Source organism: Citrobacter sp. 172116965, assembly GCF_013458095.1.
GTDB classification, from domain to species: domain Bacteria; phylum Pseudomonadota; class Gammaproteobacteria; order Enterobacterales; family Enterobacteriaceae; genus Citrobacter; species Citrobacter braakii.
On record NZ_CP046673.1, the window covers coordinates 2,833,600 to 2,845,175 of the forward strand.

The 11,576-nt window shown below is 51.7% G+C and carries 11 protein-coding genes and 1 pseudogene; 2 read left to right on the forward strand and 10 right to left on the reverse strand.

All coding sequences use genetic code 11. The features are described from left to right. Nucleotide 1: 1 nt before the first annotated feature. Nucleotides 2-1,774 carry an aspartate--tRNA ligase gene (aspS, locus tag GPJ68_RS13700; protein WP_016153415.1) on the reverse strand — a complete coding sequence of 591 codons (1,773 nt, stop codon included), beginning with the start codon at nt 1,772-1,774 and terminating at the stop codon, nt 2-4. A 264-nt stretch (nt 1,775-2,038) separates the two neighbouring features. Here aspS and GPJ68_RS13705 point away from each other — a divergent pair, with 264 nt between their 5' ends. Together GPJ68_RS13705 and GPJ68_RS25210 are read left to right on the forward strand one after the other, a co-directional pair. Further along, nucleotides 2,039-2,605 (forward strand): hydrolase, encoded by a 567-nt coding sequence (locus GPJ68_RS13705; protein ID WP_016156803.1) that lies wholly within the window; start codon nt 2,039-2,041, stop codon nt 2,603-2,605. Further along, a pseudogene (locus GPJ68_RS25210) lies at nt 2,602-2,697 on the forward strand (hypothetical protein); the annotation flags it as partial. The gene GPJ68_RS13705 and the pseudogene GPJ68_RS25210, both read left to right, overlap by 4 nt. A gap of 256 nt (nt 2,698-2,953) precedes the next feature. Here the strand turns inward: GPJ68_RS25210 and GPJ68_RS13710 are convergent. From GPJ68_RS13710 to GPJ68_RS13750, 9 genes are all read right to left on the reverse strand, one after another. After that, nucleotides 2,954-4,126, reverse strand: a complete 1,173-nt coding sequence (locus GPJ68_RS13710) for a tail fiber domain-containing protein (protein ID WP_180836716.1) — start codon at nt 4,124-4,126, stop codon at nt 2,954-2,956. A 408-nt stretch (nt 4,127-4,534) separates the two neighbouring features. Then, nucleotides 4,535-5,227, reverse strand: a complete 693-nt coding sequence (locus tag GPJ68_RS13715) for a hypothetical protein (protein ID WP_104651395.1) — start codon at nt 5,225-5,227, stop codon at nt 4,535-4,537. Next, nucleotides 5,227-5,538 (reverse strand): hypothetical protein, encoded by a 312-nt coding sequence (locus GPJ68_RS13720; RefSeq protein WP_104651396.1) that lies wholly within the window; start codon nt 5,536-5,538, stop codon nt 5,227-5,229. Before GPJ68_RS13720 ends, GPJ68_RS13715 begins: the two co-directional genes overlap by 1 nt. Then, nucleotides 5,531-8,701 (reverse strand): host specificity protein J, encoded by a 3,171-nt coding sequence (locus GPJ68_RS13725; protein ID WP_180836718.1) that lies wholly within the window; start codon nt 8,699-8,701, stop codon nt 5,531-5,533. Before GPJ68_RS13725 ends, GPJ68_RS13720 begins: the two co-directional genes overlap by 8 nt. A gap of 52 nt (nt 8,702-8,753) precedes the next feature. Next, entirely contained in the window at nt 8,754-9,353 is a 600-nt protein-coding gene (locus tag GPJ68_RS13730; protein ID WP_180836720.1) for a tail assembly protein, read from the reverse strand. 54 nt (nt 9,354-9,407) lie between these two features. Next, entirely contained in the window at nt 9,408-9,740 is a 333-nt protein-coding gene (locus tag GPJ68_RS13735; RefSeq protein ID WP_223861874.1) for a hypothetical protein, read from the reverse strand. A 29-nt stretch (nt 9,741-9,769) separates the two neighbouring features. Continuing rightward, complete coding sequence (locus GPJ68_RS13740) at nt 9,770-10,480, reverse strand: C40 family peptidase (protein ID WP_088728406.1); 711 nt, start codon at nt 10,478-10,480, stop codon at nt 9,770-9,772. Between the two features lies 1 nt (nt 10,481). Beyond that, on the reverse strand, nt 10,482-11,240 hold the full coding sequence (locus GPJ68_RS13745; protein ID WP_047352799.1) for a phage minor tail protein L: 759 nt from the start codon (nt 11,238-11,240) through the stop codon (nt 10,482-10,484). Continuing rightward, nucleotides 11,237-11,575: a phage tail protein gene (locus GPJ68_RS13750; RefSeq protein WP_063856272.1), complete on the reverse strand. Its 339-nt coding sequence runs from the start codon at nt 11,573-11,575 to the stop codon at nt 11,237-11,239. The genes GPJ68_RS13745 and GPJ68_RS13750 overlap by 4 nt, the downstream gene beginning before the upstream one ends. Between the last annotated feature and the right edge of the window lies 1 nt (nt 11,576).

Consider the following 11,576-nt stretch of genomic DNA (forward strand, 5'->3'; position numbering starts at 1 on the left):
ATCAGTTATTCTCGGCCTTCTTAACAACCTGAATGCTCAGTTCCGCCAGCGCGGCTTCATTGGCAAAGCTTGGTGCTTCAGTCATCAGACATGCTGCAGCCGTGGTTTTCGGGAAGGCAATAACGTCACGAATGTTGTCAGTACCGGTCAGCAGCATCGTCAGACGATCCAGACCAAACGCCAGGCCCGCATGCGGCGGTGTACCGTATTTTAGCGCATCCAGCAGGAAGCCGAACTTCTCGCGCTGTTCTTGCTCGTTAATGCCCAGAATGCCGAATACCGTCTGCTGCATATCACCGTTGTGAATACGCACGGAACCACCGCCCACTTCATAGCCGTTGATGACCATATCGTAAGCGTTGGCAACCGCGTCTTCCGGCGCAGCTTTCAGCTCAGCGGCAGTCATGTCTTTTGGCGCGGTGAACGGGTGGTGCATCGCGGTCAGACCGCCTTCACCATCGTCTTCAAACATCGGGAAGTCGATAACCCACAGCGGCGCCCATTTGGCTTCGTCGGTAATGTTCAGGTCTTTGCCCAGTTTCAGACGCAGCGCGCCCATCGCGTCGGCAACCACTTTCTTGTTGTCGGCACCGAAGAAAATCATGTCGCCGTCTTGCGCACCAGTACGCTCCAGAATCGCATCTACGATTTCTGCGTTCAGGAACTTAGCAACCGGGCTGGTGATGCCTTCCAGGCCTTTCGCACGCTCGGTGACTTTGATGTAAGCCAGACCTTTCGCGCCGTAAATCTTAATAAAGTTACCGTAATCGTCGATCTGCTTACGGCTTAAGCTCGCACCGCCCGGTACACGCAGGGCAGCCACGCGGCCTTTCGCATCGTTCGCCGGACCAGAGAACACGGCGAACTCAACGCCTTTCACCAGATCGGCAACGTCAACCAGTTCCATCGGGTTACGCAGGTCTGGTTTATCAGAACCGTAACGACGCTCGGCTTCGGCAAAGGTCATGATCGGGAAATCACCCAGATCCACACCTTTAACTTCCAGCCACAGGTTACGCACCAGCGCTTCCATCACTTCACGCACCTGCGGCGCGGTCATGAAGGAAGTCTCAACATCGATCTGAGTAAATTCAGGCTGACGGTCAGCACGTAAGTCTTCATCACGGAAGCATTTTACGATCTGATAGTAGCGGTCAAAACCGGACATCATCAGCAGCTGTTTAAACAGCTGAGGAGACTGCGGCAGCGCGTAGAACTTACCTTTATGAACACGAGAAGGAACCAGGTAATCGCGCGCGCCTTCCGGCGTAGCTTTGGTCAGCATCGGAGTTTCGATGTCGAGGAAGCCGTGATCGTCCATAAAACGACGCACCAGGCTGGTAATTTTGGCACGCGTTTTCAGGCGCTGCGCCATTTCAGGGCGACGCAGATCCAGGTAGCGATACTTCAGTCGCGCTTCTTCGGTGTTTACGTGGTTAGAGTCCAGCGGCAGCGAGTCTGAACGGTTGATGATGGTCAGATCGGAGGCCAGCACTTCAATTTCGCCAGTCGCCATATCGGCGTTGACGTTTTTCGCGTCACGCGCACGCACGGTGCCCGTAACCTGGATACAGAACTCATTACGCAGTTCGGAGGCCAGCTTTAACGCATCCGCACGGTCCGGATCGAAAAATACCTGCACGATACCTTCGCGGTCGCGCATATCGATAAAGATCAGGCTACCAAGATCACGACGACGGTTGACCCAACCACACAGAGTCACCTGCTGCCCCTCGTGGGACAGACGTAGCTGTCCGCAATATTCTGTACGCATGAGATATCCCTTAACTTTGCCGCAGGCGGATTGTCACCTGTCTCGCAGGTGACGAAGTCGCAGCTTTAGCTGAATGTCACAACTGAATGAAAAAAGGCGGCTATTATACTGGAAATTCTGCCGCACGATAAGTCCGGTACTGACTGTACGCCTGTTTCCTGGACGGGCATTGCGTAATCTCACAAAAAATAACAAAAATTGTCGTCCCTTTCACACTGATTCGCGATTAAGGTGTAACGGAATTCTTTTTTTACTGGAGTGATCATGCTGGAACTGAACGCAAAAACAACCGCTCTTGTTGTTATTGATCTACAGGAAGGTATCCTGCCTTTCGCTGGCGGCCCATACTCGGCAAACGACGTGGTTGCCCGCGCCGCGCAGTTGGCGGAAAAATTCCGTGCCCACGGTTCCCCGGTGGTAATGGTGCGCGTCGGCTGGTCTGACGATTATGCCGAAGCGCTGAAACAGCCAGTTGATGCTCACGCTCCGGCCAAAGCGTTACCCGAAAACTGGTGGAATTACCCGAGCGCTCTGGGTAAATGCGCCAGCGACCTCGAAGTGACCAAACGCCAGTGGGGGGCTTTCTACGGCACCGATCTGGAATTACAACTGCGTCGTCGGGGCATCGAGACCATCGTCCTGTGCGGCATTTCCACAAATATTGGCGTGGAGTCAACGGCGCGAAATGCGTGGGAGCTGGGTTTTAATCTGATCGTTGCAGAAAACGCCTGTAGTGCCGCCAGCGCTGAGCAACATCAGGGCAGCATGACGCATATTTTCCCGCGTATCGCACGCGTACGCAGCGTGGATGAGATCCTGCAAGCGCTATGATTTATATCGGTTTACCCCAGTGGGCGCATCCCAAATGGGTGCGTCTGGGGATCACCAGCCTTGAAGAGTATGCCCGCCACTTTAACTGCGTGACGCGGATATTTTAAAAATCACTAAAGAACGCCCAAGAGCATGTGTTTTCTTTAGTATATTCAACACATTAAAAATTAACATCATGTGAAATTCGGTAAAGTTCATACGTGTTATAACGTCCCAATCATGCCCCAAAATGCCCCAAAGCAAACATTTTTGCCCCATGCATGCCCCATCCACACCCCCCGAAAAGCAGCACTAAGCCTTGCGAACCGATGCTAAACCTTGTGCCACTTTTAATGGTCCAGAGCAGAATTATCTGGCGGCGAGTTGTTCAACAATTTTCTTCAGCGCCACCATGTCTTCTTTCAGTTGATTGATTTCTTTCTGCTGCGCTTCGTTTTCATCCATCAAAGACAGAATTGTCGCATGATGGAGGGCGACAGTTACCCCACTGTCACCGGCCTGTACTGACAACGCATCTTTAACTATGCTTCCGTCATCCAGTTCAACATCTCCAACGGTTATTCTGGCCTCAGGGAATACCTCATATAGTTCATCTGCAATAACCCCTATACCAAATCTCCCCGACATGTCCCTGGACTTATAAACCCAGGTCGCCGCCTGAATACGCCGCATTTTCTCCCGCGGATTGTCTATTTCCTTAATCTGATCTTTGGTTTTCCTGCTGGATGTGGCACTGACCCATGAACCATTGGCGGCATAGGCATTGCCATTTGCAGACATGGAGAATGCAGCGGCCAGGCTGAGGTCTTTATTCACCACGGTAAATCGATGCCCACCCGCACCTTCGCCACGCTGGTTGATGTACTCAGACGCGCCGCTTGAGGTATTCCAGCCACTGTAGTTTCCACCATCTGCCGGAGCTCCTGGTGCTGTCATCACTGTCCGGATCCACCCGCCTATCGTGGCGTTTCCGTTTATCGTTCCCCCACCCTTTTTATCAATACTGTTCAGTCTGGCATCATTACCCTGACAAAATGAACCAGCAACACTACCAAATGGTGACGATGATCCTGTGCCTCCCTGATTTAATGGCACCACGCCGTCAACTTTTGTGGCCATATTATCGGCAAGGTATTTCCATGACGGTCCGGTGAAGGTAGTGCCGTCAGGCAATCTGACAGTGATGGTTCCGGTGCCGCTGAATACCTGCTGCCAGTTCTGTTTGTCGTAGTTCAGGCTGAGAAGCGCCTGGGTATTCTGAACGACCATTGCGGCAGTGACCATATTCAGCGCCACGCGGGGAACGGCAGACCAGGCGGCTCCTCTCGCTCGCGGCCCGGTGTAATTACTGACCAGCGTCAGCCGTGTATTGCTGTTAACTTCCAGTACGGGAAGTGTGAAAGGCACACCACCCACGACAACCACAATAAAATCACCTGCAGCTAACTCAGTGGTGAAAGTGGTGTCAGTTCCGGCAACCGAGGCTGAGTTATTGTTAAGGGTTAACGTTCCTGCTGACATGGATATCTCCTGAATTCAGATAATAAAAAACCCACCGGAGCGGGTTATTTTTTGTAGGTTTAATTCGAACAGTTCGAACTGGTGAAATTATTCTTATTCACCCATCGCCAGTTAAATGGATAACCGGCCTGATATTGTGTCTGGTTTACAATTTTACGTATCCCGTAAATGAGCACGTCTGTTTCCTGATTGCCGATCATCGCCGTTGCTGTACATAAGGGTAATTTCTTTTCGAGAGTGCCGGAACATGCAGTTAATGATAAAAATGCAAGAACGATTAATATAATTTTCATATTGTTACTCGCTGTAGTTATTCATATTCAAAATATCAATAGCGGACAACAATAGATAATAGATTTAACAGATCATTTAAAATACATTGATCGTTTAAAACGATCGTACAGGCATTCAATATTTTGACACTTCAACTGCAATAACTGTATTACCTGCATTTACAGGGGCCATTGGCTGCGCGCTACCAGATGGAATTGCCTGAGTGGCAGCGGTATAAATTCGGGTGCTGGCCCCGTTATATACAGCTGTAAAAGTAACCGGAACAGGCCAGAGCTGACCGCCCGGTCCACCGCCAGATATTCGCCATACCTGCTGACCTGCAACATCCGGGATAATTGCCCATTTACCCGCTCTGCTCTCGTCAATATAAATGCCTCCATTTGCCCCGATTGTTCCGACAGTTACCACGTCCGTCAGGATTTTCGATTCATGAGTAATAACCAGATTCCCCGTCTGGTCGTCCCAGACAGCCAACCCATACGGAGGATTTGGCATGGGCTGAGGGAATATAGTGAATAAATAGACTGTCAGGGTAAATGCGGTATTTAGTATCTCATAGGCCCGTACAGCCAGTTGTCCGTTTGATTCAATCCAGACAGCACACGCGGCCTGACGGGATGTCAGAACAAACGGGATAACAGGTTGTGTTGCATCAGGTATATTAACCAGTTGCTCAATATAATGTAGAGCACCATTCGATACTGACGAAAACGTCTGCTTTGAATACAGACAAACAGGTACTGACTGGGGGGTGATAAATGTTTCGCCGCTTTTCAACGATAATAACGCACCATATCTGTTAGCCATTATGCATTTTCCAGAAAAACAAAAACATAGCTCTCATTTGCCTGAGGCTGGTTCAGAGAGTTATCAGTGCCTGCGCCAATTACAATACTATTGCCTGAAACGGCTATTGTTCGGCGCCCCTCTACATACGCTATAGTTTTTGCCAGACCCAGCATATATCCGAGCCTCTTCCCTGCCGGCACGTTGAACGAATATGCACCTGACGTCTGGCCGGCACTCAGCTTTATCGTTCCAATGATTGATATTGGTTTAATACCAAAGTTTGCTGATGATCCGTCCTCATGCCAGCAATCAAAACCAAAATCAGACATTAGGCGCTACTCCGGTAATATGCCCCAGCTGTACCAGCAGTCGCCCGCTGGGCCCAGTAAATGACAGGTTGTTATCAGCCTTAGACAGACACCAACCGCCCTGATTTGCAATTTTATAGCCCGTAGACCAGAATGCGCCTGAGATTTTGCCGTTAGTAATCGCAGCATCCGCAATTTTCGCACTGGTGATACTGGCGTTCTGAATAAACGCATCGCTAATAAATACCTGACCATTAACAACAGCAAACGGAGAATACTGCGTATCACCACTGCCACTCATCAGGACAAACTGGTTGGCGTTAAACCCGACGCGAGTGACTACCGGCTTACCCGCCTCCGCCAGCACCGCGATCGACATCCCGGCGTTATACATCACACCGTTTATTCGAACCCCGGTTTTAAGGGTGTAAATTGCAGATGCACCGGTAGCATCAACCACGGCGGTGAGCTTATCTTCCAGTGCAGCAGTCACGTCATTGAACTGCGCCTGTACCTGCGTAGACAGCTCAGCCATCGCCTTATCCACACTGGCAACCGTCGTTTTAATTACCAGAATATCCGCGCGGACTTCACCATACTGCGCCCACTGATGTTCAGCCGTTGCGTGGTTGGCCAGCACGTTCTGTAATGCGGCTTCGAGGTTGGTATCAATATCGCTTGTCAGGCGGTCACCGTCGGCAGACGTCAGGAAGTCACCAGCAATATGTCCCAGGTAGTCGTCAGCATTCGCATTAGATTCGCCACGAACCCAGTCGGTCCAGCCTGATTCATTACCCGTTCGGTCTACCAGCTGCGCGCGGTACCAGAATTCCTGCCCCGCCTTCAACCCTAGTTGGGTGTATTCGGCAGACGGATAAGGCACATCCGACAGTAAAAGAGGATTTGAGAAATCACTGTTCGCGGTGTACTGAATTTCCGTTTTCAGCGTGTCCCCGGTATTAGCCGGGAATCCCCAGTTCAGGCGAATCCCCCAGTTGATCGGCGTTGTCGCAAAGCCGACAGGTTTTGGCGGATTTCCCACCTTACCCGTCAGCGTTTTTTCTTCGGAATAGCCCCAGCCAGAGGAAATTTCAGCGGCATTAATGGCACGCACACGCACGAGGTAGCGCCCTGCATAAATACCCGATACATCAAATGAGTTGGTGGAGCTGCGCGGCACGTTTACCCAGTTACCATCATTGCGGCGCCACTGTGCCTCGTAGGCGATGGCGTTCTGCGCCTGGTCCCAGCTCACCCGCATGGTCTCAACGCTGATATTCTGCTGAACCACTGAAAACGAGCTGATCACAATGTTAGCCGGCGGCGACTGGTTACCCGGCGGGATCACACTCACCGGCCGCTGGTCAATGATGGCTCCGGTATCGATACGGGCATATTTATCCGGGTCGTGCCATGCGCCGGTAATCGAGAAGGTACCATCATTGTTATCGGAGACACTGACAACACGATACTGCTGGGCGTAGAGTTCATCTGACTCAACCACCCATACAGCTTCGGCCTGTGGTGTCTCACTGTATGCCGTGGTGACTGTGACTGATTCCACGTTAACCGCCTGAATAGTCCTGCTCTGTGACGCACCGGAGGGAAGATTGAGAATAAGGCGATCGCCTGCTGCAGCATCAGCTACGCGGTCAAGTTTAATCACGCGACCGTTAACAGCACTGATGCGGCCGCCCATAACTTTGCCGGACAGAAGCTCGTCTGACACGGCGATGATGTATCCCGGCTGCGGAATGTTTCCGTCCAGGCCAACATCAAACGAAACAACGCGATCCTTATTGTTGGTGAGAATACCCCAGCGCCCCTTTCGGTTCGCTTCTGACTGCCTGGTGCAGCCGATAGCTGTCATTTCCAACTGATTGAAGCCGTATCGCGCCACCAGCGCCTGCTCAAATACCGGCTCCATCGCGTCGGCATAAGCGTTACCCGGGTCTGACCATGAAACCAGCGCTGTGGTGTAGCGGCTTTTCGTGGTGCTGCTCGAATAGGTGAATCGACCGCCAACAACGTTAGCGCGCGTGTAGCTGTAATCAACATCGCGCGGCATGTCAGCCAGGGCCACAATCTGATCCCCGCCCCAGTAGGTCATGCCACGGAAGATAGCAGCAAAATCGCGCAGGACTGTGTAGGCGTCGTTCCGGTCCTGAATGTACACGTTGCAGGTGTAACGTGGCTCGGTACCGTTGCCTCCTTTGCCGTCTGGTACCATCTGATCACAATACTGGGCAACCTGATAAAGCGTCCATTTATCAATATTCGCAGCGGTCAAACGGTGCCCAAGGCCAAACCGGTCAGAAACAACCAGATCGTAAAAAATCCACGCAGGGTTATCCGTCCATGCCCACTTAAACGCACCGGTCCATGTACCGCTATAAGTGCGGCTTTCAGGGTCGTAGGTATCAGGAACGCGGATAACACGGCCGCGGGGCTCGCAGGAGATCTGCGGGATAGAGCCGTTAAACTGGCTTGAATCGAATTCGATGTAGAGTAACGCTGTGTTTGGATATCGTAACTTGGCGTCAATAACCTCAGTGAAGCTCTGCAGCGTCATCGTGTCGCCGATCTTCGCGCTGTTGGCGTCAGAGGTAATCTTACGCAGGCGGATTGTCCAGGTGCTGCCAGCCTGTGGTAAATCGATGCGGTGGCTGCGCTCATAACCAGACGTCGTTTTTCCGGTCACGCTGGTATTGAGTACCGTCTGCCATGTGCCGCCGTCCGTCTGCAGGTCAATCGCATAATTGACCGAGTAGCCGACCAGATCGCCGTCGTCCTCCTGTTTGAAAAGCGAGGGCCATTTCAGACGCAGGCGAACTGCTGAAAGCTGCGTATTGGTAAACGTGCGCGTCCAGGCTGTAGCACTTGATACCTCAGATCCCACGCTGATTTCGTTTTCGGTACCGGGAATACCCTGAATATATTTTTGCGCCTGCGTTCCCGCGCGAAACTCCCACGTCACGCCGCTGAAGTTCTGGGAACCGTCAGCATTCTCCAGCGCCGTTCCGTCCAGGTAGATATCCTTGCCGGTGAGCTGTCCAGCAAACTCCCCTTCCCCAAGCGCAACGAGGATCTTTGCCTTCGCTACTGATTGCAGATCATCAGGCTGTTCGGTAGGAGTTCGGGAACTGGAGCTCCCCCCTTTTCGTCCGGTAATTTTATTCGCCATATCGCGCCCATAAAAAAGCCACCCGAAGGTGGCTTGTAAAAATGTTTGTTAACTACTGCTGATCTTCGACATAAATTCCGGCAGAAATAATTGCCCCGCCGATTCTCCGGCGTCCGTACAGGAGCGGTACCGGGTAACCCTGTGCGGCGGTATTTGTCACCCCGCCGAACGCATACGATGCACGGTTATCTGCGCTTTGTTTGCTGGCCAGGCCTGCAGGTTGAGGAGATAACATTTGGACAACACCTCCCAGCATCATGGCTGCACCGAATTTCGCAGCCCCGTACCCCACCGCTGATAGAGTGCCACCTGAAAGATAGCCAATGGCTACCCCAACAACGACGAGCACGGCGCCAAGAATTGTCTGTAATACCCCGGCTTTTTTACTTCCGATTACAACCGGGACAATTCGAATGACTTCACCGGTTACAGGAAAGCCAAAATCATCCTTTCCGATATTTTTTTTATCTTTAAAGACGGCATAAGTCAGGCCCCTTGCTTTGCTGGTGATCAGGAATTTCTCCAGCCCGTTTATAGTTTTTGTAAGAGAGTTGATCGCCTCAGCGGTTGTGCGTATTAATCGATGGTGAACCTTTCCATAGGTTTTACCCAAAACACCGCCGAGTTCGATTCGGGTCATGACCTCTGACATTTTATTTCTCCATAAAAAAGCCACCCGAAGGTGGCTTAGCTTATTTTTAACTTTTCAAAGGCATGATCTGGCAGCCGTAGCCCAGTGATCGTTCCATCCTTTCGCGACGGCGTAAACTTTAACATCGCTTCCGCCTGCTTCTGATTTATCGATATTCACCACTGAAAGGGCCCCGAAAATATCGTCTGATGCTGTTATTTTGTAACCTGACTCAGTTGGTATGCTGGAACTTGAAGATCGAAGCTCCACCCATTTAGGGGCCAGGCATCTGTTAACCTGATCTGCGCTCTTTGACGTGTGCTCAGAAAGAATAGGCTTTTGTGATTCGAGGGAGTTTACAGAGCAGCCAGCCAAACCAATAACTAGCACCAAGAATAGCTTTTTCATTTTCATGCTCCTTTGAAATTTCGTAAAGGTTAGCATAGAGATCTGTGACGTAGAATCTTCATCGTCCTTTCCTGCCAGTAGCCACCATACGGCACGCGCTGGCTCAGATGTCCGTACAGGTGGTGCAGCAGCATATTTCCCTCCAGCAGTATCCCAGCGTGATTCCACTTATCAGCCTGGACCTGCATGATCACCATATCGCCGGGTTTCGGTGGCCCGTCGAATTCCCGGAAACCGCACTCGTACCAGCAATCCTGATAGAAGTTGTCCGGATAGTCGTTTTCCCACCAGGGATAATCCACCCGGTAATCATGGAGCTCGATACCGTGCGTTTGCCGGAAATAGCTCATTACCAGCCCCCAGCAGTCGAAGTGTCCAAGCACAAACGGACGCTCCAGTAGCGGCAGTTCTCCGCGCGGCTGGATAGTGCGTAAATCCCCCTCCGGCCAGCTCACAATATGCCAGGGTAAAAGCGTTGCGTCGCATTGCGCTTTATCCAGTTCGCTCGGTTGCGTTGTGGCGTCAGGGTGACTGTGAACGATGGCGATCACCGTTCCCCAGTCCTCAGCAGCTGCGTAGTCTTCGTGGCAAAGGACAAAATTGTCCTCCGGCGCCGCGGCAAGATTCCGGCACGGGAAATAACGTTCAACGCGGCTTTTCTGCGCCACCACGCCGCAACACTCAAGAGGATATTCAGCTGCAGCATGCGCCATAATCGCATCAATGGTTTTCTGACGCATATCAACTCCTGATCAAAGACGTGCCCGGGAAGCCCCCAAACGAGAGTTCGTTATTTTCGCCGAATCGGAGTTTGCAGGCAGTCAGCGTGCCATTGCATTCATCCAACGACGGATCGCTTACCGGGTTGTTGTTTTTATCGAAATAGCGGGTGCCAGCATAGTCGCAGCCGTCGCCGGTACGATATTTATTCCGGATGCACCAGGTACACAGGGAATGAAGCTGTCGCGTCGGGATCATTTGCCCCTGCAGGTCCATCGGGCTGGACAGAACAAATTCAACGGTTTCACCGGCAAGCTCGCCCGTTTTCCCGTCGATATACCAGACCTGCAGCTTTTCCTGAGTCGGGTCTGCTGTGGGGTTGCCGTCCGCGAAATTTCTGGCATCGAGATATTTCTCTTTTGTGTCGTGAATAGTGACTTTCGCCTGCAGCAGATCGTCATAGGCAAGACACAGGGCAGAAATGGAGCTTTCGATGTTCGCAACCGTCAGTGATGGCGTTGCATTGCTCCCACTGGTTGATTTCTCCAGGCCTTCCAGCTGATACGGCCAGGCGGCGTATTCATTTCCCTGCCACCAGATTGGTTTCGCCGGAAGCTTGGACTCATCCCCACCAGCGGCGATGATTTCCGCTTCCGTGTGGGGAATGCGGTAATTGTGAAAGCGGAGAACGTCCGTTAGCCCAAAGGAAGAACCGTCCACCTCAATCAGACGAACATCGTTTCCGGATTCAAGCTTCTGATAGTCTGCGTTTAAGCTCATGGTTTAAATGCCTGGATGAATGTTGCTTCAAGGTTGAATTTCCCCGCACCCAGCCCGGTGGGTTTATACGTTTCGCAACGATACAAACCCAAGGGCTCTAGCGGCGGCTTCCACTGAAAGGCTTTCGTTCCTTCATGCCTGTCGAGAAAAGACTTAATGGCAGAAATGTAGGTTTCGTTGCCAGTGAAGTTAAGCGTCCACTGCTGAGTTCTGGTGTTCAATCCATCTCCTGAAACCTGCTCATATCCATCGCCAAACTGGGCTTTCCTGACGCGGAAACTTATATCAGCCTCCGCGTTAATCCGTGGGCACCAGGTGAAAGTTTCAATGGCCATA

Coding starts and splice junctions, on each gene's coding strand:
- aspS (WP_016153415.1), bottom strand. CDS start 1,774: ATGCGTACAGAATATTGCGGACAGCTACGTCTGTCCCACGAGGGGCAG.
- GPJ68_RS13705 (WP_016156803.1), top strand. CDS start 2,039: ATGCTGGAACTGAACGCAAAAACAACCGCTCTTGTTGTTATTGATCTA.
- GPJ68_RS13710 (WP_180836716.1), bottom strand. CDS start 4,126: ATGTCAGCAGGAACGTTAACCCTTAACAATAACTCAGCCTCGGTTGCC.
- GPJ68_RS13715 (WP_104651395.1), bottom strand. CDS start 5,227: ATGGCTAACAGATATGGTGCGTTATTATCGTTGAAAAGCGGCGAAACA.
- GPJ68_RS13720 (WP_104651396.1), bottom strand. CDS start 5,538: ATGTCTGATTTTGGTTTTGATTGCTGGCATGAGGACGGATCATCAGCA.
- GPJ68_RS13725 (WP_180836718.1), bottom strand. CDS start 8,701: ATGGCGAATAAAATTACCGGACGAAAAGGGGGGAGCTCCAGTTCCCGA.
- GPJ68_RS13730 (WP_180836720.1), bottom strand. CDS start 9,353: ATGTCAGAGGTCATGACCCGAATCGAACTCGGCGGTGTTTTGGGTAAA.
- GPJ68_RS13735 (WP_223861874.1), bottom strand. CDS start 9,740: ATGAAAAAGCTATTCTTGGTGCTAGTTATTGGTTTGGCTGGCTGCTCT.
- GPJ68_RS13740 (WP_088728406.1), bottom strand. CDS start 10,480: ATGCGTCAGAAAACCATTGATGCGATTATGGCGCATGCTGCAGCTGAA.
- GPJ68_RS13745 (WP_047352799.1), bottom strand. CDS start 11,240: ATGAGCTTAAACGCAGACTATCAGAAGCTTGAATCCGGAAACGATGTT.
- GPJ68_RS13750 (WP_063856272.1), bottom strand. CDS start 11,575: ATGGCCATTGAAACTTTCACCTGGTGCCCACGGATTAACGCGGAGGCT.